Here is a 24117-nt window from a genome sequence, read left to right on the forward strand (position 1 = left end):
AAACCAATTTTGACTAAAAGGACTTAACATGAGACGCCAATGGTATATAGGGTTTGGGGTAGCTTTATTAATTATGCTCGCCCTCTTCGCTATGTTTCATAGCATCAAATGGTTTATCGCTTTTCTTATTCCCCTTATTATAATCTGGATTTATGATCTGATTCAGCAAAAACATACCATTCTCCGTAATTTCCCAGTCTTAGGTCATGTACGCTATCTTCTAGAATTTCTTCGCCCAGAAATTCAACAATATTTTATTGCTACTGATGAAAGCGAACTCCCATTTAATCGCGAAACACGTTCACTCATTTATGAGCGTGCAAAAAATACACGTGATACAGTTCCCTTTGGTACGGAACGCGATATTTCAAGTGTTGGTTATACTTGGGCACTCCACTCTTTAGCTCCGAAGCATCATTCAGAAGTTGAATCAAGAATCATGGTAGGAGGTCCAGATTGTCTGCAACCGTACAATGCCTCACGATTGAATATTTCCAGCATGAGCTTTGGCGCACTGTCTGGCAAAGCAATTATGGCCATGAATAAAGGGGCACTCATAGGTGGGTTTTTCCAAGCTACTGGTGAAGGAGGATTAAGTTCCTATCATTTGCAAGGCGGCGATTTGGTATTTCAATTCGGAACGGCCTATTTTGGTTGCCGCGATGCACAAGGAAATTTTGACGAAGAAGGATTTGCCGTTGAAGCCAATCGTAAAGAAGTAAAAATGATAGAAATCAAGCTATCTCAAGGAGCCAAACCTTCTCATGGAGGCATATTACCTGCCGCCAAATTAACCGAAGAAATCGCTAAAGTAAGAAAAGTATCTATGGGTCACGATGTAATTTCCCCGATGGCTCATTCTGCTTTTACTTCCCCCATAGGGTTACTGCATTTCGTAAAAAAATTACGTGACTTATCCCATGGCAAACCCATAGGGTTTAAATTATGTCTAGGGCGTAGAGACGAATTTCTTGCCATTTGTAAGGCGATGTTGAAAACCAACATCTTACCTGATTTTATCACCGTTGATGGCGCAGAAGGAGGAACAGGCGCTGCCCCAGAAGAATACGTTAATTTTATCGGAACTCCTTTGGAAGCAGGTTTAGTCTTTGTACATAATGCCTTAGTGGGGATTAACGTACGGGATAAAATACGCATCATTTGCAGTGGTAAAGTTGCAAATGGATTTGATTTACTTACCAATATCGCCTTAGGCGCCGACATGTGCAATGCAGCAAGAGCGATGATGATGGCTGCTGGTTGCCTGCAGACCAAACAATGCAATGCAAATACCTGCCCTACAGGGGTGGCGACGCAAAATAAACGATTACAATATGGCTTGGTTGTCGATCAGAAAAAACATCAAGTAGCCAATTTTCATAAAAACACCATAAAAAGCTTTTTAGAAATGGTGGGGTCACTTGGTTTAGATAACCCCAGCGATTTGAAACCCATTCACATCATGAGACGAGTAAACGTGCAAGAGGTTAAATCCTTTAATGAAATTTATGAGTATCTTACACCGGGTCAACTATTAGGCCCTGATATTCCTAAGAGTTATAAAGCACATTGGGAAATGGCTGATCCTGAAAAATTTTAATTTTTCATAAAAAGTCCCGTTCAGTGCAGAGAAGCAAAGTACCCGTTTGTTTTTTATCTTTCGGTTATAGTTTTAGTAATAATGATAGACTTGGGTTACTAAAATTTTAAGTATTAAAAAATTTTAGTAGAGGATTTTAAATTACATAGATTAAGGAAAGAATAATGCCTAGATTTTTTGATAATTTCAGACAATATATTAATCTGAGGAATGTTTGCATCATTTACAATGGCCTTACAAGTCTTGCAGTATTGTATGATTTGTGGAATAACCCAAATGCCAATCCTTCTGAATATACCATTGATATTTCTATTCATGCGCTTACCGCTATCATTTTAATGTGTAAGCAGACTCCCGAAATGGTTAAGGATGTTGCGATCGCATTAAATACTTATAGAGGATTGGATGCTTTATTTAAAGCCGTCACACCACTTCCCTCCACAATTTTTGGAGCTGCAAACGGGGTTGATGTTTTTAATCATTGGTTTAATCGAAAAGAGCTTATGAAAGAAGAACCCGAAGAAAACAGACAAGAAGTCCACTGCAAAATGTAATTATGATTCAACTGGAGAAAATAGCTGTAACCCAGCTATTTTCTTGTGAATGAAACATATCACCACTGCAACGGACGATTTAACAAAAGAACCCCATTGTTCGTTTCGTGTACCAATTAAAGTAAAATCAGATTCCTTGCTTCCTAATGGGTAATTAAATTAAATCGAAATGACTCTCTCCCTTATTTTTTACAATAAGATCACTATTAGAACAGTCAAGAACCTATTTTAGCCTATACTTTTTATACAGGTAGTATATCGAATAAGGTGATAATATGCGGTTTAAAGAAGCAAATCGATTTAAAAGAAGACAGGTCGCTAAGGATTTTATGCAGTTTAGTGAATTATTCACAGAATTGGAACTATCGACTGAATCTTCTTCAATTGAAGATGAAACAAGGGTTTTCGAAGCTTTAGATACGCTAGAAGAAGACCTGGATGATTTAAGTTATCTCGTAGAAGACACGACACATGATGATCCACTTAGGGACGGTGACTTCTTGACAGCAGAGCTTCCAGAAGCCCTACGTATTTTGATTGCCGGATTTCGTCCTTTCAAAATCGATGATTTCAAAGCACATTGCCAAAACTTGATTAATATCCATGGATTTTCAAAATTTCGGGACGCATTTGATGCCTTGTTCCTTCATGATGAACATTTAAACAAGCGTGAAATGAGAGCCATAAAACATATAAACCGATATCTAATGAATAGAATGATGGATACTTTTGCAGCAATCACCACTGAAGGCTCAAAAGCTTATGCTCAAGGTATTTTGGAAGTACTTGATATGCCCGATGAGTTTTTTCGCGAAAAAGCTCTTGCTGCAGCGACAAAAGACAAGTTCCAAAAAGCGAAAAAACTGGCTATTAAAGCAGTTGAGACTGAAACCGCAAAAAAAATAGCGGAGATAAGCGAACAGGTCGAGAAGCAAAAAATTACCCAAGAGGAAGCAGACAAGGCCATTGAACTCATCAGAAAAGAATCATCAGAGCAAATAACAGCTATTGAACAGATGGAATCTATGCCCCTCGACTATTATATTGAAGCAGAACGTCGCAAGATGCTCGTCGATGGAGATCGTTCGCGAGCACTCTTTCAGAGCTATGATAAAGTGGCTGATTTTGTGCTCAATGACATTCTTGCAAAAAGTACAATGGATGAACGGACAGTTGCCATAGAACGTTATCTTCTAATGGCTGAAAAATTGGTTGCTCGAAATAATTTTGATACTGCTTGTCAAATTTATGCAGCAGTCCAAAAAGCCCCGGTCTATCGTTTGGCAAAAACAAAAGAAGGGCTATCAACCCATACACAAAAAGTTCTAAAAGAACTCGATAAATTATATAACAACCTAGTTGGCCTAAGGGCGCGTTGTGAACAAGAAGGTGCATACCTGCCGCTAAATTTCACTGTGACTGATATTACCTTCAGTACAGATGAAAAAAATTCTTTTGTTCTGGATAGCCAAGGAAGAAAAGTCAAAGGCTGTAGTGGATTAGCTGGTATGGAGAAAACCATTGGGAATTGTCAGAAAGCGACTACCTCACAGTCGCATCTACCTGACTATATGTTGTTAGAAGAAATAAACAGGAATCAAGCAGAGCTTGCCCCAAAAACACAAAAACAAATTAATGATGAGCATGATGCTATTTCGAAAAAATATGAACCTAGCGATAATTCCCTCGAACCCAGCCCACTTCTTTCAAAGACAAAGTATAAAAAAATAATTCGCTTGGGGATCGTTGATCCACCCAAAAGAAGTGAACAAAACCATAAATTAGAAGAGCTAATTGACACTTTAAAACATGGAATTCAAACTCAATTGACTCGTCTAAAAAACTTATTTGGGAGAGACGAAACCCCAAAATCTAGAAGAACGTTGTCGATTTTGGAAGAAATGCAAGATGGGGTGCCTTCACTTTTTGATAAAATTTCCTCTTTCTTTCATGATAAGCTTAAATCATTGAGCATGCATTCTTCGAAACATAATAGAGATGCATTCTTTCAGCTTAAAGATGCATGGAGTTTTGCAAACGAGGATGATGAAGATAGAGAAGATGAACACCTATCATTATAGATATAAGACCAGCGCCATTCTCGACTTTAATCGAGATGGCCATAGTATAATCAGCTTAAGATTTTAGAACCCATGCTAACAGCACGAAAAGTATTCTGAAAGCGGCGTTATGCAAGCCCATCTTGAGTAGGGCTTGTATTATCCATACATACGATCCTTCCACTTAATATTGCATCCCATACTGGGTTTTTGTTCGGGGCTTACTGGTTCTCCAGCAAGAATATTATCCAGGGCATTTTGTAAATGGGAGCCAGTCACTGGTTTGTTGTTCCCAGGTGTTGATTCATCCAAACAACCACGATAAACACAACGCAAATCTTTATCAAAAATATAAAAATCAGGAGTGCACGCTGCTTGATACGCTAAGGCAACCTCTTGGGACTCGTCGTATAAATAAGGAAATGGATAATGAAATACTTCTGCTTCAATCCGCATTTTTTCTGGACCATCTGCGGGATATTTTTCTGCATCATTGGAACTGATCGCCACAAATTGAATTCCTTTTTTCTGATATGTTTCAGCCAGGTCTACTATTTTTGTCTGAATGTGTTTCACATAAGGGCAATGATTGCATAAAAACATAATCACCGTAGCAATGGGTGATTTAATCTGGGCCAGGGAAACCCATTGATCATTGCGAGTATCCACTAAAGTAAAATCAGGTGCCTTACTCCCCAATGGAAGCATATTTGATGCAGTTGCTACCATCATAACCTCTTATGTTGGTTGTCCTAATACGAAGAACGAATTTTGGTTGACATTGCCATGACATGGTAAACGATAAATTCTTGGGAATCAAATGGGCATCACTCCTTTCAACAAAAGGTCAATCGAGTATGTGCTCGCCATTCTTGACTTCAAGCAAGATGGCCATGGTATAATAGCTTAACCCGATAGCAAGAGATTTTAGAACCAATGCTAACAGCATGGGAAGCATCCTGAAGCCGGCGTTGTGCAAGCCCACCTTGAGTGGGAAGCCTGAACCGACTCATCCGCTACCCACTTGAACTCCAGGGTTCATAATCCATGCCTGTCGGGCTATCTTCTCATTCAACTTATCCAAACAATAAGTAGGATTCCCAGCACGCATTACTTAAGCTTGCCCCACAAATTGTTCCACAATGTACTCGGCATTAGAAAATTAAAATTCCCTTTAACCAGGCTCTGTTTCCATTAACCTGTCACGGCTATAAAGCAAAAAATACGTAGGTTAATTCAGTTTTCTATAAGCTTAAGATTGGATAATAAATGGATAAATAAGTAATGTTTCCATTATGTTAAAAAAGGACGATTATGTTTTCAAGAACGATGAATAGATCCCGCATGCCCTATGTACGCCGCCATTCCATGTTTTCTCATAATGTACCCTCTTCTCACGTCCCTAATTTCAAAGGCAAAGAGCTACACCATGAAACTTTGGAAATAAGAAAGAGATTATTAGATGCTCTAACTCAAGAGCAATCACTAGGCTCAATGTTTAACGCATGGTTCAACAAACGACCCATAAAAAGCAGTTTATTTGATTTTCGAAAATATTTAACGCAAGACCAGGTTAAATTCGTAAACCTATTGGATGAGAGTTGTTATCAGCTGATCTTAGAGGAACATTTACCGATACTCGAGAAATTTTATAAAGCAAAACAACAAGAGCACACTTTTCTTGGAAATCTGTATCGTAAAATCACTTTTGAAGAGATGATATGTCGATTAATCAAAGCACGATATGAGGCTGCATATCAAGACGGTCGGCTGCTTTGTTATCGAGACGGTCATCACGAGTTAATTGAGCCTCTGCGCCATCTTTCTGATCGCGATAAACTATTAGCTGTTGGCACTCCAGAGGATAAAAGTAAATTATACGAACATTATTTAACCATGGAAGAAAGCGCATTATCCCACTTGGTTTCTGCCAATGGTTATTTTTTGCCCATTGAAAATGGAGTACGATATAGAAACAATGGAGTAGTTCCACATTACCGTTCGGGAAATGCTCTTCACGAATTAGAACAAGCGCATTTGGGACCAGTATTGATTAATTACGCAGTCGGCCCAGAGCTAAGAAATGGACAAAGTTTACACTATGATGCATTAATGTGCTTGGAATATGCTGATGAGAAACCAGGACACCCACATTATGATAGGCGAACGAAAGCGTTAAATCACCATGGTTTTGCGTCTGTGGCCCAAGATCTCTATGGGGATGAATACCCGCAAGGACCTAAGCCAAAGGAAGCATGCCAGTTAATTAAATTTAAATTGCCGCAGGGAGAGTATGGCTTTAAAGAGGCTAATTTCTATGTCAATGCATATAAAACCAGACTGAGACATACTCTGAAACAAACGCTTATGGCAAGCGATCTCTTGATGCCGGAGCCCGGTGTAATCAGACTAAAAGGTCTTGGTTTAGGTGCCTTTGGCATTAGTTCATTAGAGAGTATATTAGAATCCTTATATCTGGAAGTCTTGAATGAATTGTTAAGCACGTTGCCGCTTAAAAAAATTAATAAAGTTGAATTAATTAATTTTCCTTCCTTAATGAAACGCTTCGATATGCATCCAGACGATTTAGATTACTATATGAATTATGGCAAGGATATGAGTTACCCTGCACAGATAGAGCATCCTCGAATTAAGGTGGTTCAGAAATTGACCCCTTGTTTAAGCAATGCAGAGGAAGCTTATCTGGCGACGCAAATATGCGGTGATAGTATTAGCCGTCCTGGAAATGAAGGCGCGATAGGGTTGCCGCCCCATAGCAGCGATGAAGCATCTATGTATTATTCTTTAGCAGGAATGAATTCCATGCGGGAACAAACCAATGTACCGAATGAAGAATTAGTAGGTAAAATTATTGTTACAGATGGTGTACATTGCACAAAATTAGTGGATAAGCTAGAAGGTGAGCTAAGCCCATCCTCAAACTCCTCTATAAATCCTTCCCCTATTTAACTGCTGTCTCTTGAGCACATCTCTGCCCCCGGCTTGTCCCTGAGAGATGGTCACAAAAAGTGACCATCTCTCAGGCATAAAGCGCGGTACGTAGAGAAATTTAAAGCAGTACGTAGAGAAACTTAAGTGGTACATGAAAAATTTAAAAAACTGACGATCGTTCAGGGCTTGTCCGCGGGATCCAGTAGCTAAGAGCCTCTGGATCCCGCGGACAAGCCGGGGGTGGACTGGTTTTTCAGCGATGTAGAGAAGATTCGATTTAACTTAGGGAAATATCTGAACTTATTTGGTCCCTGTCACCTGTGTAAGCAGGGATCCATTTACAATGGTACATATCAAAAATGACTCAAGCTGCTGGCAAAGAATTACAAGTCAATCCCCGTATTAATGCAAAATTAACCCTTTCATTCGATCGTTAAATCGTCGTTCTTTACCCCTATAAAGTAAAAAATGCGTAGATCAATTCAAGTCCCTATAAGCTTTGTACTGGATAATAAATATACAGATTTAAACAATATAAATCTTAATATTTAAGCAATTATAGGAGAAGTAGTATGTTAGCTCGCTTTTTTTTACCCGTTAGACAAATGGGTCGACGTATAAGTCCGCGTAGTCACTTTTTTAGACCTAATACACGAATTGAAGGTTTTGATGAACGTTGGTGTAATGAGACAGAAGCCCTTTTACGATGTTATAATATGGAGCACGGGCTTCATCAGAGAAGTATTTCATATTCTCCCACTTCTGAATCCGAATCCGTACCTATTGCATCTGAACCTGGTCAGGCTGCATTTCGTGGATATCCTCTCCTCAACCTTTTTTTGAGTAGACAAGCAACAGACGGAGGTATATTTACTATCCCCACGTCACTCTCGGAGAAAGTGAAACCTCATCAAGATACTTTTAATATGTCTGAATATGCGAACGAGAGGGAACATGAAGCTCTTGTGCATTTAACTGGCCTCACTGAATATAGATCATTCACTCAATCCATCCCGGTTGCGTTAGCTTTCGGATTGTCTAAAGGTCCTGAAAATGGAGCTGTCGTTTTAGAACATTGGGCTAGCCAAGGAACTGCTTTATTAGCACCTTTATACGGGCCTGCATCGAAACTGGATTTTAATCAAGTGTATGGTCTATTGTATCAGCAAGAAGTTGCAGGTCCAATGCTTCCTTTCGGGCGACAAAAATGCACAACCATATTTTACAAAAAAGATGGTTGTCTCAATCCAGAAGCTGGCTTTAACATAATGTCACCTTTTAATTTGGATATGAATCAATTTTTGCAAGCCAATGGTGATCCAACTGCAGTAAGAATGATCCATGAATATGACCGAAAGGCACTTCAAGCATCAATCGAGTTCAGCGAACGCTATAGAGAGTTACTCGAGGGGCAAAGGAACAATGTGGGTAGGGATGAATTGTGTGTCCTCCATGAACGAGCGCATTGCGCCTTTCAAAAACTGCTGAACGTGGAAGAACAGTTTAGAAAATATATCGCTTCCAGCATAAAAATGCAGCAAGCACAAGGCAACTGTTTAATGACTCAAGTAGTTCCTCCTTCTGATGTATGCTTAAATGGTGGGCTCCGTTGGTACATGAGTGCACTATGCTATGCTAAAGGGAAATATTTTACCCCTGGAGACAACGAGTGTTCATTAGACGCAAAACAAGGTGATTTTATTTTAAGGTTACCTCAACAATCAGGAACTTGTGTTACAAAAACGTTCAGTATAGAAGAAGCGCTTGCTATTTTACCTCATATAATGTTCCCTGCTTTTGATTTGCTCTCTCCAGATGGTCGCTTTGATATCAATGAAGAGTTGCCTGCTCCTATAAAGCAATTACTCATTACTTCATTTATTTCACAGCTTATCCACAAAAAAGATCCGCACGTAGGTAATCTCAGATTTGAAATACCAAATGCATGTGAGGTTCGTAGTTTATGTGAACATGAAATTAATGATGCCCAATTAACCAGTCAAGGATACTACAGTTATGGATAAGTCGATTTTAACACAGATACTTAATGAGAAAGCGAACCCAGGTACAGTTTGTAGATTAAAAAGCTCCTTTGAGTGTCTGGAGAAAGCACAACATTATATGGATAGTGCGAATGCCGTACCAGGATTAATTGGGTATTTACTGCCCAGGTTAATAAAAGGGCAGGTACACTATAATGTACAATTAATGTTATACAATCAATTCGATAAAAAGCAATTTAAGGATTTTATAGAGACGTTTGAAAATGTTGAAATAATACCAACATCTTCTTGTGAACAGGAACAATAAGTTGAATGACCAAAGCATAAATCACAATAAATGGGATTTATGCTTTTCTCTTCTTCCAGGATCGATTGTCATTAAAACTCTACAACCTGTTTCCTCTTTCTTTAGAGAGGAAACAACTTCTCTACCAGTTTATATGATCCATTACTGGCCTATTAGGTTATCTGTTTATTAATTGCTCTTTTAATAAAAGATACTCATCTCGAACCTTGGCTGCCGCTTCAAACTCCATATTTTTTGCATGCAAATACATTTGTTTTTCCAATGTATTAATGTGTTTCACTAATTCCTGTGTTGACCAATGTACGTATTCCGGGCTTGGTTCGGCAACTGCAGCATTACGTTTTCCGTGATAAGCACCTTCCATGATATCGCTTATGGACTTATTAATCCCTTTGGGTGTGATTCCATGTGCTTCGTTAAATGCTTTTTGCTTCTCACGTCTTCGGTCAGTCTCCTCCAAGGCTCTTTGCATGGAGCCAGTCATCTTATCAGCATAAAGAATGGCACGTCCTTTCATGTTACGTGCTGCACGCCCTATAGTTTGGATCAAAGAACGGTCGGAACGTAAAAAACCCTCTTTATCTGCATCAAGAATAGCAACTAAGGAGACTTCTGGCATATCCAAACCTTCACGTAACAAATTGATCCCCACCAAAACATCAAAGACTCCCAGACGCAGATCACGAATAATTTCAACCCGCTCAACAGTATCGATATCCGAATGCAAATAGCGTACTTTAATGCCATGTTCATTCAAATAGTCGGTTAAATCCTCTGCCATTCGTTTCGTTAAAGTGGTCACTAAAACTCGTCCATTTTGTTGGCTCACGTAACGAATTTCTGACATTAAATCATCGACCTGGGTGCGTACAGGTCGAATTTCTACTTCCGGGTCGACAAGACCTGTGGGACGCACTACCTGTTCGGCTATATTATCAGAATGTTCTTGCTCATAAGGACCTGGGGTTGCTGAAATGTAGATCGTTTGTGGCGAACGCCCTTCAAACTCTTCAAAGCGTAACGGCCGGTTATCCAAAGCCGAAGGAAGCCTAAAACCGTACTGAACCAATGTTTCCTTGCGGGAGCGGTCCCCTCGGTACATCCCACCAATTTGGGGGACAGTGACATGGGATTCATCAATAATCAGCAATGCTTCATCTGGCAAATAGTCAAATAAAGTTGGAGGGGGTTCACCCGCCTCACGCGCCGATAAATAACGGGAATAGTTTTCAATGCCCGAGCAATAACCCAACTCCAGCATCATTTCCATATCAAAAACAGTCCGTTGCTCTAAACGCTGTGCTTCGACTAATTTATTCTGCTCCTTAAACTCAGCCAGGCGCTCTTGCAATTCTTCTTTGACCCAATCTACAGTTTGCAAAATACGATCACGTGGTGTCACGTAATGGGTTTTAGGAAAAATAGTGATCCGGGGTACACGTCGCAGAATTTCCCCAGTAAGTGGGTCAAACTGAGCAATGTTTTCCACCTCGTCATCAAATAATTCGATGCGTATTGCATCTCGCTCCGAGTCGGCAGGAAAAATATCAATAATATCTCCATGCACGCGAAACTGGCCACGCTCCAGGGATAAGTTACTGCGAGTGTACTGCATTTCAGCAAGTCGTCTTAAAATTTTACGCTGATCGGATTGTTCTCCACGGGAAAGATGTAATACCATACGTAAATAGGAATCAGGATCACCCAAACCATAAATGGCAGAAACTGTTGCGACAATAATCGCATCTTTACGTTCAATTAAGGCTTTGGTTGCAGACAAACGCATCTGTTCTATGTGCTCATTGATGGATGAATCTTTTTCAATAAAAGTATCCGAAGCAGGCACATAAGCTTCTGGCTGATAATAATCATAGTAGGAAACGAAATATTCCACCGCATTGTCAGGGAAATATGCTTTAAATTCGCCATAAAGTTGAGCAGCAAGCGTTTTGTTGGGAGCCATGATCAAAGCGGGACGGCGCATGGCTTGAATAACATGTGCTATAGTAAAAGTCTTGCCCGAACCAGTAACCCCTAAAAGGGTTTGTTTGGATAAACCTGATTTCAGGCCGTCAATTAATGAGGCTATGGCGGTCGGCTGGTCGCCAGCGGGCTTATAATCGGCATATATTTTAAATAAATCTTTCATATCTTATTAGTATATCTCACAGGAGCAACAAATGGATATCGCATTAGCAAAACGCGTGCAAAAAGTTAAGCCTTCACCTACTTTGGCTGTAGCAGCAAAGGCTACCCAAATGCGTGCTCAAGGGCATGATGTCATTAATCTGGGTACTGGTGAACCTGATTTTGACACACCCAATTACATTAAAGAAGCGGCTATCGCTGCCATTAATCAAGGCTACACCAAGTATACAGCTGTTGATGGCATACCCGAGCTTAAAGAAGCCGTTAAAAATAAATTCAAAAAAGATAATGGTCTTGATTATCAAGCCAATCAAATTTTAGTTTCAGTGGGCGGCAAACAAAGCTGTTACAATCTCTGCCAAGCCCTGCTTAATCCAGGTGATGAAGTGATTATTCCTGCGCCATACTGGGTTTCTTACCCCGATATGGTCTTATTGGCTGATGCAATACCGGTGATTATTTCTACAACCCCAGCACAACGTTATAAAATCAATGCGCAACAACTCGAAGAAGCAATCACCCCCAAAACGCGCATGATCTTTTTAAATAGTCCTTCCAATCCATCAGGGGTAGCGTACACCCTAGATGAATTAAAGGCTTTAGGTGAAGTCTTAAAAAAACATCCACAGATTGTTATTGCTACCGATGATATGTACGAACATATTCTCTGGAGCCAACCCTTTGCTAACATTCTTAATGCATGTCCCGAACTATATGACCGAACCATTGTCTTAAATGGTGTCTCCAAAGCGTATGCCATGACCGGTTGGCGCATCGGTTATGCAGCAGGCCCCGCTCCATTAATGAATGCGATGAAAACCATCCAGTCTCAATCGACCTCAAATCCTTGTTCCATCGCCCAAAGAGCAGCTGTAGCCGCACTAACAGGCGGCAATGAGAGTGTCATAGAAATGGTAAAAGCCTTTCGTCAAAGACATGACTTTGTGGCCTCCCGATTGCAAGAAATCTCTGGAGTAGAGGTAATTCCTGCCGATGGTACTTTTTATATTTTCCCAAGTGTTCAAGCAATCATAGAAAAGCGTGGCTATGCCAATGACCTTGAGTTTTCCGAAAAGCTGTTAGTCGAAGCCGGCGTTGCTTTAGTACCCGGATCTGCATTTGGCAATGAAGGCTGCATTCGTTTATCCTTCGCAACCAGTATGGAAACATTACAAGATGCCCTGAACCGCCTACAACGTTTTTGCAGTTAAAAGAAGCAAGGATACCTTCTCTTTTTAGAAGAAAAGGTGTCCATTAGAAGCGATAGCGAATAAGATACCCCTAAATAAACCAGATTTTAAAAAATTATTAGTAAATCTACTTGACCCTCAATCAGAATCGTTTTAAGATTCCGACCCTATTCCCCGGTAGCTCAGTCGGTAGAGCGGATGACTGTTAATCATTAGGTCACAAGTTCGAGTCTTGTCCGGGGAGCCAATTAAATCAAGGCTTCTTGCGTCTCCCCTCTAAAAATTAAATTCTGCGTGTCGAATATGTGTCGAAGTTTGGGATGGTCTTTTAGTACTATAATCCATTAAACTGTAATGTCTTCTTGATTAAATCCAAATTGCTGATAAACATTTTTTATACGACTGTCTATTTTTTGTTTTAGAGCTTTATCTTTTAAAGCATCTCGAAAAAAAGTCCTTAGCCCGTCAAGGTGCATCAATGGGGTCAGGCCTTGAATTGTGAATTGTACCGGTTTTTTATTGGCACGTGGTTGTAATTCAAAATTCAAGGCCTGACCCCACAGGTGAAGGATGATATCAAATAATCTGCCTGCAAACGTATTTGAGTCTTCAACAATATTTTTTAAACTTGCCATAGATTTCAATAGATTATGATCAGTAATTTTAAATTATCAGCTTTACTCATGAATATCATTATCTTGTTGATGCTTTACTATAATTAAAAAATATCTCACATCGAAAAGGAGTTTGATTTGGGTAGCCGGTTTTCAAAAAGGATTACGTTATTTCCGGGGTTTCGCATAAATTTGGGTAAGCGTGGAATTAGTGCTACTGTTGGTCCACGTGGTTTTTCTTTGGGCTTGGGAAGACAGGGGGTGCATGGGAATGTTGGGTTGAGAGGAACGGGGTTGTCTTATCGTACAAAATTAATGGATAACCAGGGGCGTATGGTATCTCAAAGTCAATATGATACTGGAAGCAATTTTTTCAAATTGGCTATAGATGAAAACTATGATTTGCTTATCCTCGATGAAGATGGATATACATTATCCAGTTCTGCAGAAAGAAAAGTTAAAAAAAGCAATCGACATGAAATCTTCTCTTTTTTAGAAGACTACGCTGATCGCTTCAATCAAGAGTTACAGTTGAGCATTAACCAGCATCTTTTAACACCAAAACCGGATGATAGTTTATTTAAAGTTTCAGATTTCACAATTCCCAAACCTGATTTGCCTAGGTTAAAAAAGAAAGGCTTTTTTTCCAAGCTGGTGCGATTAGATAGCTACATTGATAAGAAGAATGCAAGGTTGCAAAAATCTTATGATAAAGAACTGGCAGATTGGAATAAGCAATGGCAATCCTATCTTTCACAAAAAAAAGAATTTCTTGAGCAATTGTATCATGCACAAACAGGCCATATTGATGCAATGGAAAAAACGTTGCAGTATATAATGAATGAAATCCAGTGGGAAAAAGAAACTTTCCTATCATTTGAAATTAATAAAATGGGTGATGAATTATCCATAGATATTGATTTACCAGAAATAGAAGACATTCCTAATAAAGAAGCAGATGCATCTGAAAGGGGGCTTAAGGTAAACATCAAGCAAAAAAGCGCAAAAGAAACCAAAGCCGATTATCAAAAATGTGTTTTTTCAATATTATTCAGGGTTACTGGTCTTTCTTTTACTGCTTTACCAACACTCAAAAAAATTACTTTATCCGGCTACACCCAGCGTTCAAATAGTAGCAATGGACATGTCGAGGACATTTATATTGTTTCCGCTGTGATAGAGAGAAGTCAGTGGCAACAATTAAATTTCGATGCTTTAGAGGATATTGAGCCATTCTCAGCCTTTCAAAATTTTAATTTAAAATGTCAGTTACAAAGGAATGGCGATTTTTGCAGCATAGCCCCTTTTTAGAACGAGCACGACTAAGTCAAATTGGGTATATGCTAAATTATTTTTTTGAGATCGATGCAAACAATTTTTACAACATCAATGGGGTCAGGCCTTGAATTGTGAATTGTATGAATTGTACCGGTTTTTTATTGGCACGTGGTTGTAATTCAAAATTCAAGGCCTGACCCCACAGGTGCTGGCTGGGCTTAACAGCCCAGCCTACACTAGTTTGATTTTTTATATCTACTCGACTTCATTGTCCACAGATCCCTCTTATAAATTTAAGGCTTTGCAGAATAGTGGAGTTCTTCTTTTTGTTTTACGAGCATTGACTTATGGCTTTCCATATAAGTCTCGATAATCTGAAATTTTAATTTATCTAGCCCAATCTCTTCTTTCGCGGATGTTTCGATATAAACTGTACAGAAACTTTCTGCTAGCTCTTTTGCCTCTTGCTTGCTTACTTGTCGCTCCGAGTCAGCATCGCCTTTTAATCCTACGAATAAAAACCTGAATCGAGGATTATATTCGTTATATCGAAAAAGATCCTCGTACCAGAATCTTAAATGATTAAAACTCTCGCGAGAACTAATATCAAAGCACAGAAGATGAATTTTATCTCCCATATATTGCTTTCTATAATAAGGAGCCGCGTTATGAGTCATTGGATAATCGCGTCCTTGAACTAAAGGGCTTTGATAACGCAATAACAGTGATCCATATTTTTTATCATTCCGAACATGACTTTTCTCAATCTGTGTCATATTCGAATCAATAAATTTGTTTTCGGCAAGCCGACAGATTAGGCTTTTAATGCCAATATCTGTATCACCAATCAGATTAACAATGATTGGGGTTATGCTTTTTTCAAAAGAAGTCTTCCAATTTGCTCTGGGAATCTCTGTTATTTTTCTAAAAAACTGGCCTGTTTCTGAGAGTCTGCATAGATCGTTTGGTTTGAAAAAAGAAGTAACATATGCTGTAATTTCTCTAGGTAATTTACTAAAACTACCAGCCCTAATTGTAATTAATTCGTTTTGTATTTCTTGAGGCAACTCTCGCTCAATGACTTTTTGTTTTTGTTGAATTGCCAGAGTCAATTCGGCAATGTATTTTTTTAATCCCACTTTAAATTGTTTGATCGTGGGGGAGCCAGTAAGAGTTGAAGTAAATTGGGTCACCAAAGATTTTTCTTCAGACTGCAGTGAGCTAAAGGTTTTCGCGAGAAGCATACTATATTGCTTCTTGAAAACCGTTTGAGATGAAACAGGGCAGCTTAGATCAATGATGTCAACCAGTAGTTTTTCTACTCGCATCCCTATCTCGGCACTCAGGGACTTAAAAGCTGATTTGTTATCTTTTTGTTGCTTTAGCTCCTTTAGCATTTCTTGTAAATTGTTCACAAGTCCCGTATGTTCTTCCAATACTTGTTTAATTTTTAATAATTGACTAATTCCATTAGGCTCATGAGGGCTTTGCGAATCAAATCTGCGTAAATAGTCATAGGATTGTTCTAATAGTAAATAGATCGCATGAATAAGATTAATTTGTTCTTGAAAGTAGGTAATGCGTGAGTTCATATTTTTTTCTAAATAATTAATAAGTTAATTGTTAGTTAAAATATAATTCATTTTGGAAGCATGTCACATGCGTAATATTACCCACGCGCTTGTGTTTTTGGTAAACATAACTTAAGTTGGGTAATTTCTATGTTGGAGCTGGAAGGGGACAATTCAAGCCATTAATTTTAAAGCAATTTGGCTTTTAGAAAAACAACCAAACTTTTCGCGTAAATTTTCAAAATGCCGTTCAATAGTTCGTCTGGATACATTCAGTAGTTTTGCCGTTTCATCAGAGGTTTTTCCTTTGAAATACCAAAATAATACTTCTTTTTCGCGAGGAGTAATTTGAATTTTAGATTCTAATGAATAAAAAGTTGCTGGCAAAGTGTGCTCTATAAAATTATTGTGTCTCAATGTTAAATCCCATAAATTAGTAAATTCAGAATATTGATCTTCTTGAAGATGGCTTTGGTTTATTTTATTACGAATGGGCGCAATTTGGTTTTCAAAATAGAGGTTAAATTTTTTAAATACGTTGAGATTATTTAAATAAACATGGTTCATATCCTGCTTTCCAAGCGGTGCATCAAAAGAATACAATCTAATGGTGTAATTATCAGCAATTTCTAATATCCGAAACGAATGTCCATAATCGAAATGATTAAGTAATTGAAATACAGGTAAACTATATTGTTTGTATTCATCTTGATAAACGTCAATTAGATAAAACCCGGTTTTAGGATAAGTTTTTAAAATACTAGTAGGTGCATTATTAACCAATTGTTGGTTAATACACTTCTCCAAATAATTACGGTCGCTTCCTAACCAAATCAAATTACCTTGATTATTTATTTCGACATAGCTGAAATGATTAATACCTATTACCTTAAACAGATCGTTACAAATCTGATTAACCAAATCGGTATAATTTATTAATTCGATAGTACTCATTCAGGGTTATTCAAAAGCATGGGTCATCACATCAAAAAGGACAATAATCTAACATTCAGACCAAAATAAAACAATCATGCGCCACATTTCTAGCTTTGATATATAGCTGTCAAATAGGTTAGATCGTATTAGCCTTACAAGTCCAATTTAAAGATAGGCCCAGCTATGTCCATGTATTTTGAGATATCACAAACATTGGTAGAAAATAAGCACGATAGCGATTAAATTAATACATTAAATATTTTTTTAAACTATTTATGTAAATTATTTACATAACCCGAGGAATCAATTAACCTAAATAACGTACAAATTGTATTGTAAATGCAACAAAAGGAGTTATTTATGTTTTTAAAAGGAGCTTTCTCTACTGGGTTTACCTGGAATCACGATTTATCAATCCGAGATAATGTGTGTCACGTGATTAATGATTACCTTCCTTATCGATTTAATGCACTCACGCAAAAAACCCACTTAATTGAAGCAAGGGATCTAATTACTTACTTAGAAACCCATCCAAAGACTACAGATTGTGAAATTTATTTGTATATTCAAGCGAGGAGGCAAGAATTGAGTGATGAAAATGGCGAGTATAAAAAAAGATTAAATTTTTGTGTACAAAAAATGGAAGAGCAGAATATTCTGCTCAAAACTTTAGGCTCGGCTGGACAAGCTTATAAATCTGTTTTTGGTGCGCCATGAATCAGTTTAAAAGGCGTTAACTGAAGCAGATGAATGGAACTTGCACTTCTAAGCTTCATACCATTGAGCTGCTGCTCAAATAGGGCATAGTTATTATGATGTGAACCTGTGTTCAGTATGGGGGACACAATATGGTCGAAGAAATGAGTCCGCTTTTCAATTTCTTCACCATATATTTTTGCTACTAGTGCTGGATCATTTTTAAATTCACCACAACCCCAAGCACCTAAAATCAGTGTTTTCCTTCAAGAATTAAAGTATTAAGTTGAGCTGCAATGCCATCAGTTGCTACGTACCGCGCATAAAGCGCGGTACGTAGAGAAATTTAAGCGGTACATAGGAAATTTAAGCAGGTATGTAGAGAAATTTAAAATGAAAAACTGACGATCCCTCAGGTCATTTTGACCCAACTTATCGGGACAAACTGCTCAATCAATTTTAAATGGGCCATAAATGCATTTACATGAGGTTAAGAGTCCTATCTAGAACATGTGTATTTCCAAGTTTCATACCGTCGAGGTGTTGAGCAAAAATCCCATGGTTGTCATGTAAACCTGTGTTCAATATGGGGAATACAATATGGTCGAAAAAATGAGTTCGTTTTTCAATTTCTTCACTATATATCTGTGCCACTATTTTTGGATCATTTTTAAACTCCCCACAGCCCCAAGCACCTAAAATGATATTGCGCTGTCCTTCAAGGATTAAGGTGTCGAGTTGGGCTGCAATACGTCGGCGCAAATCTGCCGTGTAGTTTCTTAGAGTTTCAGGATCTAATGCTTGAGGCGCAGAAGAAAGCTCTGGAGCAGCTGATCTTAATTCATAGAATGGAAAAATATCGGATTGGGAAAGAAAAGTATAACTCAGCCCGCTGTCAGCTAGAGGTTTATTTGAGGTAAAGTCATCGAAACCACTGGTGATAAGTTTTACTTCTGGTCCCCGGAAACATACCCTGGGTTCTCGGTTAAATAATACTTTATATACTATGGAATCTGTTTCCCCTCGGTGTTTTCTTAAAGCCTCACATTCCTCATCGGTCATTTTTAACTTGGCTTCTAACAGCTTTCTTGTCGTTTCATTGTAGCGAAATGTCTTAGAGTCTTCATCTAAATAAACGATTTTGTCCAGTAACGATTGAGCACAGTTACTTCGATGCCACATATTTTCTTCTTGGGCACTTCCTCCTTCCAAAGCGGCGCCCCCAGGGAAAACTGAATTTGCCATATTCAGCACGGTATAAGGCACGCCATGTTTTTGGGTTGCTTCGAGTGTTGCAAGCCCCCAATCTTTATGAAGTACTTCAACCGACTTCGGTAAAGATAACTTTTTCTTGTTCCATTGGTTTAAATTTAATTGTGCCTGTTTTTGTAATTCCATGGCTTTATTCGCATCAGTAATCCAATCTAAGGTTTGTGCCATGCTTTTATGCCGCCACCTGCTTCCAGAGATGGAGCCTGAAAAAAGATTGGGCTTATGTGCGGCATGGACTTCTTTAATTAATGAAGGGGAGTGGGGCCTAAATAATTTTAAAAACATCGTTCTATCCTTAAGTGGCACTTATACTCTATCTTCAACAGCGATACTTCTTAAAAACTTGATAAATAAGTTATTTAAGATCTCACCTAATTTATAGAGTACAGTAGGGTAAATTCCGTAGGCACAACAGCTTCGAGTGGTATCAGATTAAAATATTCCTTGTATGCAAAATATCACTCTGATTTTTGTTTTTTGATATAAGTTTGAACATGCAACAAGTCAGGTTTTACGTTCCAATAGCAATATTCTAAGCAATTGTATCCCTTCTTTTACTTCTTGACTTAACATTGAATCAGTTGAGTCAAAATCAGTAAACCAGAGTGCTCAAAAAAAGTCAACTTTGTTCGTAGAAAAAAAATGAAGTCAAATCTTGATTCCATTTCTCTTATATCTGTTATTGAAGACGACTATTTATATGCCATCTTCATCGCTCAACAACAGTGTAAGTTTTATAGCCCAGCTTGGGTCGCCGTTATCTTCAATTAACCAAGCGGCCATCAAAACCAATCGCACAAAAACCCAATCTTTGATTCGTTGAGCATCCAGATTTGATTTTTTTGCCAGTAAGTCAATTCGCTCCGCAAATATTTTTTTTACATTAACTGCAGTTGCAAGCTCAGGAATGTACATAAAATCAAAGGCTGCAATTTCAAATTCTGCCTCGCCAACCACACCTTTAGGATCAATAGCCAACCATTCATTACCATGTTTTAAAATGTTGTCATGATGCAAATCACCATGTAGGAAAATAGGTGACTTCAGTGAGGAGAGTAATTGATTCCTCAACCCAATCGCTCTATTTAATACAGGTGCAGGAATTTGTTTTGATGTAGGTGTATCAAGTGCCTTTAGCCAATCAGCAATATGAGGATAATTCTGCTTTTTGGGTAGATGCTTATTATGAAGCTTTTGTATGGTCGATACGTAACAATCCATCACATAATCGATTTGAGTAGGATATAAGGACTTAAGCGTAATGCCAGGAATCGCTTGTTGCAATAATAATGCATTATAGGTGCTGTTATAATCAATAAGCTTGATTGAGCCTCGGGCGTCAAGATTCTTCAAAGCCTGTTTTTCATTTACACTACTTTTTTTATCACAGCTAATTTTTAAAACGACAGGCTGATTGAGATTTAAAATTGCTTTGGCAACATAATTGAACGTCATGTTGGGAACAGGGATTACCTGGCTTAAGTTCCAGTAATCTGTGAGTGACGCCACAGTAGCAGGCAAATTAGCAATCCATTTTTCCCCTTTTTCCCCATATATATTTGTTATGTTTTGCTTTAGTTTTTTCATTTTAATCCCCTGCACAAAACATAAACTAAATTTGGCTATTAAATCTAAAAATATTTTTTTTACTGTGGTTTAAATGCGCGATTTCACGAGTATATTCGATAAAGTTATTCCCACAATAATGTTTAATTGTGGCTCTCCAGAATCGATAAGCGCCTTCATTACCAGGTATAACCATTATCTCCCATGTACCAGGAAATTTCTTAAAACATTGCTCTGCAACATATCGGCCAATACCTTTATTTTTGAATTTTCGTACAATAAAAAATTGCGCCATATTAAAGTCAATTCCAGACTCACTTCCCTTTTTATCCACGATAACAAAACCAACCAGTTCGTTTTCATAACGTACTACATACGGGAATGAGTTTTTGTCTTCCCAATATTTTTTAAAATCAATGCACTCATACAAACCATCTTCTGGAATTTCCCAGCCTGCTAGGTTGCCAAGATATTCACTCATGTCATATACGTAAAACCTACCTAGATTTTGCATAGCAGGATAATCTTCTAAAGTCGCAGGAATAAGTTTAATATTGTTGTAATCAATACATGACTTATGAATTTCGTACATTGCTACTTCGTTGTTCCAGTAATTCGCACGCCCCACATAATTCATTCGTGCTTTTTCCAATACTTTGCGAGAACGCTCGTTGTCCGGATGAATAATGCCAACAAGTTTTTTAACCGGTAAGTGCTCAAATCCCCAATGAATAAGTGCTTTTGCAAGCTCCATACCATAACCTTTATTCCAGGATGTTTTAGTCAACGCATAGCCCACTTCAATATCAGGCTGACTGTCATCATAAGCAAGATAAATTAACCCTGCTCGACCAACAAATATCCCGCTTTCTTTTTCAAATGCACAGCCAAGACTAAAATTATATTTTTCATAGTGCTTAATTGCTTTCTCTAAGCCAGCCATTACCTCAGCGTGTGTGCGTACTCCCTGGCCAATATATTTCATTACCTCAGCATCGGATTGTAAAGCGTATAAATTATTAAAATCTGTCAATGCAGGCGTATTAATAATTAAGTTTTTTGTTTCTAAAAAAAGACTCATAGTATTCACTCAGCAGATATAGGCAACTTTTAATCCAGCATTTTACCGAATACTTTTATCAATTAAAGGGAATAGAGTTCACAGTACCACAATAAATTGAGAACAGAGTTACTTTTTCACCAAAAAATCTTTTCTTCTTTTGGATTAGGGTGTTGCCATTTTATCAAAGAAATCTAAGAAATTATTAATTCCACGATCTTCTGCTCTTTTTTAAGAGAATACGCATGGAAAGGAATGAGTTATCCCTAGCATCACTGTTTAGGGGCATATGAAGGTATATATTCGATTATAGTCCAATGGAGATTTAAGTTCCCAGACACTTTGTTGCTTAAAATTTTCATGTCCAGAAATATAGGCGCGCTTTATTATATCTGTCTCAATTCCAGCTACACTTGTTATATAATCTTATTTAAGGAAGCAGTAAGAATGAGTAGCAAGGCACCTATGGTAATTGGTGATGTGAAAATCAAACCAGGAGAACGTAAAACTGTTTTATTGCCTATGCCCAAATTATATGATTGGACGCCCATTTGTTTACCTATTCATGTAATTAACGGCTTGGAAGAAGGCCCCACCTTATGTATTACCGCAGCCATTCATGGTGATGAAATTAATGGTGTAGAGGTCATCAGGCGCTTTTTGAAAAAGAAGGGACTAAAAAATATCATTGGAAATGTCATTGCAATTCCCATTGTTAATGTATACGGTTTTTTATATCAAGAACGATATTTAATGGATCGAAGGGACTTAAACCGATCATTTCCTGGCAGCTCGAATGGATCGCTTGCCTCCATTCTTGCAGAAATTATTAGCAAACAAATTTTATCCCAATCAACCCACGCCATTGATCTGCACACCGGCTCAAACCATCGCTATAATTTACCTCAGATCAGAGTAAACCTAGATATGCCAGGTATCGAAGATTTAGCCCGTGCTTTTAATGTTCCAGTAATCCTGCATTCGACCTTTAGAGACGGCTCAATGCGAGAATATGCCAATGAGCAAGGGATACCTATTTTGGTTTACGAAGGGGGGGAGTCTTTGCGCTTTGATGAATTCTCGATCAGAACAGGGATTAATGGTATTTTGAGTGTGATGGGGGCATTAGGAATGATTAAACTAAGCAGATATGGAGTAAAAAAATTCACCCCCACTATTTCCAGAAACAGTTATTGGATAAGAGCTCCCATAAGCGGCATCTTAAGACACATTAAGAAATCCGGAAACCGGGTCTCTAAGGGACAAGTCATTGCAGTTATAGCCAATCCCACCAGTACGGAAGAATACAAATTAAAATCACCACTTTCCGGAATTATTATTGGTGAAAATATGTTGCCGCTTGTGCATTCAGGACAGGCTTTATTTCATATTGCCAGCTTTGAAAAATTGACCGTCGTTGAAGAGCAGTTGGAAAACCTACAAGAAGCATTTGACCTAAATGACTATGAAGATTAGAGTCTGAATACATTTCGCTAGCTTGAGTCAAAATGACCTGATTTTCGAGCACCGAAGCGCAGCATACATGAAGTATGTGAGCATCGGAGCACAGAAAATCAGGGCAGTTTGGCCAAGATAGTAGAAATGGAGCCTATCAAAAGTAATCAAGCCAAAATCGTAACAATGCAGTTACCGCTTGCGGCGACTCCATAGGCGACATATGGCCAGAATCCTCAATAATCGCTAACTTGGAATTGGGAATTTTGTCTGCCAACTCTTCATGAACGTCCAGAGGAAAAATTTTATCTTCACGCGCATGAATAATTAAAGTAGGCATTGCAAGTGAGGGAAGAAAAGAAAGGCATTCATGGCGAGCTAATAGAATTTTTTGCTGGGTGAGAAATATCTGTTGGCCACTATTTAAGAACATAGAAAGCACTTCTTTCTTAACACGGCCATCGTACACATAGAGATCGGCAAGCGTTTCGGCAACAATTTGAAAATTCCCCTGCTCTACTTCTCCTATCATTTCTATTCTTCTTTGATGCTTTTCTTTGGAGTCGAGCCGGGCGGAAGTATTTACTAAACATAATTTCAAAATACGCTCCGGAACTCTCCTGGCAAGCTCCAGCGCTAACCACCCCCCCATAGAATGGCCTGCCAGGAAAAATGTACCTTCAACCTTGCTTAAAACACTTTGAAGTAAAGCTTCAGTGGAATTCCCATGTATGAGTGGGATAGACTGACATTTTACCAGGTCTTGTAAATGATTTATTTGATAAGACCATACTCGATGATCCGATAAAACCCCGGTTAAAAAAACTAATGTTTTTTGCGACACAATCCCTCCCC

19 protein-coding genes, 1 tRNA gene, 1 other RNA gene and 1 pseudogene are annotated in these 24117 nt (G+C 38.3%); 13 read left to right on the plus strand and 9 right to left on the minus strand.

Annotated elements, in window-relative coordinates:
* Positions 1-28: 28 nt before the first annotated feature.
* The 3 genes from FOLKNPGA_RS17455 (at position 29) to FOLKNPGA_RS17465 (ending at position 4235) form a co-directional block, all read left to right on the plus strand.
* On the plus strand, positions 29-1600 hold the full coding sequence (locus FOLKNPGA_RS17455) for an FMN-binding glutamate synthase family protein (protein ID WP_182351086.1): 1572 nt from the start codon (positions 29-31) through the stop codon (positions 1598-1600).
* A 164-nt stretch (positions 1601-1764) separates the two neighbouring features.
* Positions 1765-2154 (plus strand): hypothetical protein, encoded by a 390-nt coding sequence (locus FOLKNPGA_RS17460; RefSeq protein ID WP_182351087.1) that lies wholly within the window; start codon positions 1765-1767, stop codon positions 2152-2154.
* A 275-nt stretch (positions 2155-2429) separates the two neighbouring features.
* Positions 2430-4235, plus strand: a complete 1806-nt coding sequence (locus FOLKNPGA_RS17465; RefSeq protein WP_182351088.1) for a RasGEF domain-containing protein — start codon at positions 2430-2432, stop codon at positions 4233-4235.
* A gap of 138 nt (positions 4236-4373) precedes the next feature.
* On the opposite strand, the gene FOLKNPGA_RS17470 is transcribed toward FOLKNPGA_RS17465, so the two are convergent.
* A complete protein-coding gene (locus FOLKNPGA_RS17470; RefSeq protein WP_182352903.1) occupies positions 4374-4943 on the minus strand; it encodes a thioredoxin family protein in 570 nt (189 codons plus the stop codon).
* 170 nt (positions 4944-5113) lie between these two features.
* On the opposite strand from FOLKNPGA_RS17470, the gene ssrS reads away from it, so the two are divergent.
* The 4 genes from ssrS to FOLKNPGA_RS17490 all read left to right on the plus strand — a co-directional run bounded on the left by ssrS (position 5114) and on the right by FOLKNPGA_RS17490 (position 9476).
* Positions 5114-5280: non-coding RNA, 6S RNA (ssrS, locus tag FOLKNPGA_RS17475), on the plus strand.
* A 248-nt stretch (positions 5281-5528) separates the two neighbouring features.
* On the plus strand, positions 5529-7184 hold the full coding sequence (locus tag FOLKNPGA_RS17480) for a hypothetical protein (RefSeq protein ID WP_182351089.1): 1656 nt from the start codon (positions 5529-5531) through the stop codon (positions 7182-7184).
* A 554-nt stretch (positions 7185-7738) separates the two neighbouring features.
* Positions 7739-9190, plus strand: a complete 1452-nt coding sequence (locus tag FOLKNPGA_RS17485; RefSeq protein ID WP_182351090.1) for a hypothetical protein — start codon at positions 7739-7741, stop codon at positions 9188-9190.
* Positions 9183-9476, plus strand: coding sequence for a hypothetical protein (locus FOLKNPGA_RS17490; protein ID WP_182351091.1), 294 nt, complete (start codon positions 9183-9185; stop codon positions 9474-9476). Before FOLKNPGA_RS17485 ends, FOLKNPGA_RS17490 begins: the two co-directional genes overlap by 8 nt.
* Positions 9477-9633: 157 nt before the next feature.
* Here FOLKNPGA_RS17490 and uvrB read toward each other — a convergent pair whose 3' ends face one another.
* On the minus strand, positions 9634-11625 hold the full coding sequence (gene uvrB, locus FOLKNPGA_RS17495; RefSeq protein ID WP_182351092.1) for an excinuclease ABC subunit UvrB: 1992 nt from the start codon (positions 11623-11625) through the stop codon (positions 9634-9636).
* A 31-nt stretch (positions 11626-11656) separates the two neighbouring features.
* Between uvrB and FOLKNPGA_RS17500 the strand changes: the two genes are divergently transcribed.
* Positions 11657-12835 (plus strand): pyridoxal phosphate-dependent aminotransferase, encoded by a 1179-nt coding sequence (locus tag FOLKNPGA_RS17500; protein WP_182351093.1) that lies wholly within the window; start codon positions 11657-11659, stop codon positions 12833-12835.
* 150 nt (positions 12836-12985) lie between these two features.
* A tRNA-Asn gene (locus FOLKNPGA_RS17505) sits at positions 12986-13061 on the plus strand.
* 97 nt (positions 13062-13158) lie between these two features.
* Here FOLKNPGA_RS17505 and FOLKNPGA_RS17510 read toward each other — a convergent pair.
* Positions 13159-13449 carry a hypothetical protein gene (locus FOLKNPGA_RS17510; RefSeq protein WP_182351094.1) on the minus strand — a complete coding sequence of 97 codons (291 nt, stop codon included), beginning with the start codon at positions 13447-13449 and terminating at the stop codon, positions 13159-13161.
* A gap of 171 nt (positions 13450-13620) precedes the next feature.
* Between FOLKNPGA_RS17510 and FOLKNPGA_RS19240 the strand changes: the two are divergent.
* Both FOLKNPGA_RS19240 and FOLKNPGA_RS17515 read left to right on the plus strand, forming a co-directional pair.
* Positions 13621-13674 (plus strand): annotated as a pseudogene (locus FOLKNPGA_RS19240) (hypothetical protein); the annotation flags it as partial.
* A gap of 132 nt (positions 13675-13806) precedes the next feature.
* Positions 13807-14739, plus strand: a complete 933-nt coding sequence (locus tag FOLKNPGA_RS17515) for a hypothetical protein (protein ID WP_255466016.1) — start codon at positions 13807-13809, stop codon at positions 14737-14739.
* Positions 14740-14999: 260 nt separating this feature from the next.
* On the opposite strand, the gene FOLKNPGA_RS17520 is transcribed toward FOLKNPGA_RS17515, so the two are convergent.
* Both FOLKNPGA_RS17520 and FOLKNPGA_RS17525 read right to left on the minus strand, forming a co-directional pair.
* Positions 15000-16298, minus strand: coding sequence for a GTP-binding protein (locus tag FOLKNPGA_RS17520; protein ID WP_182351096.1), 1299 nt, complete (start codon positions 16296-16298; stop codon positions 15000-15002).
* Between the two features lie 153 nt (positions 16299-16451).
* Positions 16452-17231 (minus strand): helix-turn-helix transcriptional regulator, encoded by a 780-nt coding sequence (locus FOLKNPGA_RS17525; RefSeq protein ID WP_182351097.1) that lies wholly within the window; start codon positions 17229-17231, stop codon positions 16452-16454.
* 342 nt (positions 17232-17573) lie between these two features.
* On the opposite strand from FOLKNPGA_RS17525, the gene FOLKNPGA_RS17530 reads away from it, so the two are divergent.
* On the plus strand, positions 17574-17930 hold the full coding sequence (locus tag FOLKNPGA_RS17530) for a hypothetical protein (protein ID WP_182351098.1): 357 nt from the start codon (positions 17574-17576) through the stop codon (positions 17928-17930).
* Between the two features lie 459 nt (positions 17931-18389).
* Here FOLKNPGA_RS17530 and FOLKNPGA_RS17535 read toward each other — a convergent pair whose 3' ends face one another.
* From FOLKNPGA_RS17535 to FOLKNPGA_RS17545, 3 genes are all read right to left on the minus strand, one after another.
* Positions 18390-19466 (minus strand): poly(ADP-ribose) glycohydrolase domain-containing protein, encoded by a 1077-nt coding sequence (locus FOLKNPGA_RS17535; protein WP_182351099.1) that lies wholly within the window; start codon positions 19464-19466, stop codon positions 18390-18392.
* Between the two features lie 411 nt (positions 19467-19877).
* Positions 19878-20768: an aminoglycoside phosphotransferase family protein gene (locus tag FOLKNPGA_RS17540; RefSeq protein WP_182351100.1), complete on the minus strand. Its 891-nt coding sequence runs from the start codon at positions 20766-20768 to the stop codon at positions 19878-19880.
* A 25-nt stretch (positions 20769-20793) separates the two neighbouring features.
* On the minus strand, positions 20794-21828 hold the full coding sequence (locus FOLKNPGA_RS17545; RefSeq protein ID WP_182351101.1) for a GNAT family N-acetyltransferase: 1035 nt from the start codon (positions 21826-21828) through the stop codon (positions 20794-20796).
* A gap of 426 nt (positions 21829-22254) precedes the next feature.
* Between FOLKNPGA_RS17545 and FOLKNPGA_RS17550 the strand changes: the two genes are divergently transcribed.
* Positions 22255-23283 (plus strand): succinylglutamate desuccinylase/aspartoacylase family protein, encoded by a 1029-nt coding sequence (locus tag FOLKNPGA_RS17550; protein WP_182351102.1) that lies wholly within the window; start codon positions 22255-22257, stop codon positions 23281-23283.
* Positions 23284-23419: 136 nt separating this feature from the next.
* Here the strand turns inward: FOLKNPGA_RS17550 and FOLKNPGA_RS17555 are convergent, their stop codons facing one another.
* Complete coding sequence (locus FOLKNPGA_RS17555) at positions 23420-24106, minus strand: alpha/beta fold hydrolase (protein ID WP_182351103.1); 687 nt, start codon at positions 24104-24106, stop codon at positions 23420-23422.
* Between the last annotated feature and the right edge of the window lie 11 nt (positions 24107-24117).

Source organism: Legionella sp. PC1000, assembly GCF_014109805.1.
Lineage (GTDB): Bacteria > Pseudomonadota > Gammaproteobacteria > Legionellales > Legionellaceae > Legionella > Legionella resiliens.

What these genes read in the sequence shown, in the direction of transcription:
- uvrB (WP_182351092.1), bottom strand. Translation starts at nt 11,625, where the DNA reads ATGAAAGATTTATTTAAAATATATGCCGATTATAAGCCCGCTGGCGAC.
- FOLKNPGA_RS17510 (WP_182351094.1), bottom strand. Translation starts at nt 13,449, where the DNA reads ATGGCAAGTTTAAAAAATATTGTTGAAGACTCAAATACGTTTGCAGGC.
- FOLKNPGA_RS17455 (WP_182351086.1), top strand. Translation starts at nt 29, where the DNA reads ATGAGACGCCAATGGTATATAGGGTTTGGGGTAGCTTTATTAATTATG.
- FOLKNPGA_RS17525 (WP_182351097.1), bottom strand. Translation starts at nt 17,231, where the DNA reads ATGAGTACTATCGAATTAATAAATTATACCGATTTGGTTAATCAGATT.
- FOLKNPGA_RS17545 (WP_182351101.1), bottom strand. Translation starts at nt 21,828, where the DNA reads ATGAGTCTTTTTTTAGAAACAAAAAACTTAATTATTAATACGCCTGCA.
- FOLKNPGA_RS17465 (WP_182351088.1), top strand. Translation starts at nt 2,430, where the DNA reads ATGCGGTTTAAAGAAGCAAATCGATTTAAAAGAAGACAGGTCGCTAAG.
- FOLKNPGA_RS17530 (WP_182351098.1), top strand. Translation starts at nt 17,574, where the DNA reads ATGTTTTTAAAAGGAGCTTTCTCTACTGGGTTTACCTGGAATCACGAT.
- FOLKNPGA_RS17490 (WP_182351091.1), top strand. Translation starts at nt 9,183, where the DNA reads ATGGATAAGTCGATTTTAACACAGATACTTAATGAGAAAGCGAACCCA.
- FOLKNPGA_RS17550 (WP_182351102.1), top strand. Translation starts at nt 22,255, where the DNA reads ATGAGTAGCAAGGCACCTATGGTAATTGGTGATGTGAAAATCAAACCA.
- FOLKNPGA_RS17520 (WP_182351096.1), bottom strand. Translation starts at nt 16,298, where the DNA reads ATGAACTCACGCATTACCTACTTTCAAGAACAAATTAATCTTATTCAT.
- FOLKNPGA_RS17500 (WP_182351093.1), top strand. Translation starts at nt 11,657, where the DNA reads ATGGATATCGCATTAGCAAAACGCGTGCAAAAAGTTAAGCCTTCACCT.
- FOLKNPGA_RS17535 (WP_182351099.1), bottom strand. Translation starts at nt 19,466, where the DNA reads ATGTTTTTAAAATTATTTAGGCCCCACTCCCCTTCATTAATTAAAGAA.
- FOLKNPGA_RS17485 (WP_182351090.1), top strand. Translation starts at nt 7,739, where the DNA reads ATGTTAGCTCGCTTTTTTTTACCCGTTAGACAAATGGGTCGACGTATA.
- FOLKNPGA_RS17470 (WP_182352903.1), bottom strand. Translation starts at nt 4,943, where the DNA reads ATGGTAGCAACTGCATCAAATATGCTTCCATTGGGGAGTAAGGCACCT.
- FOLKNPGA_RS17480 (WP_182351089.1), top strand. Translation starts at nt 5,529, where the DNA reads ATGTTTTCAAGAACGATGAATAGATCCCGCATGCCCTATGTACGCCGC.
- FOLKNPGA_RS17540 (WP_182351100.1), bottom strand. Translation starts at nt 20,768, where the DNA reads ATGAAAAAACTAAAGCAAAACATAACAAATATATATGGGGAAAAAGGG.
- FOLKNPGA_RS17460 (WP_182351087.1), top strand. Translation starts at nt 1,765, where the DNA reads ATGCCTAGATTTTTTGATAATTTCAGACAATATATTAATCTGAGGAAT.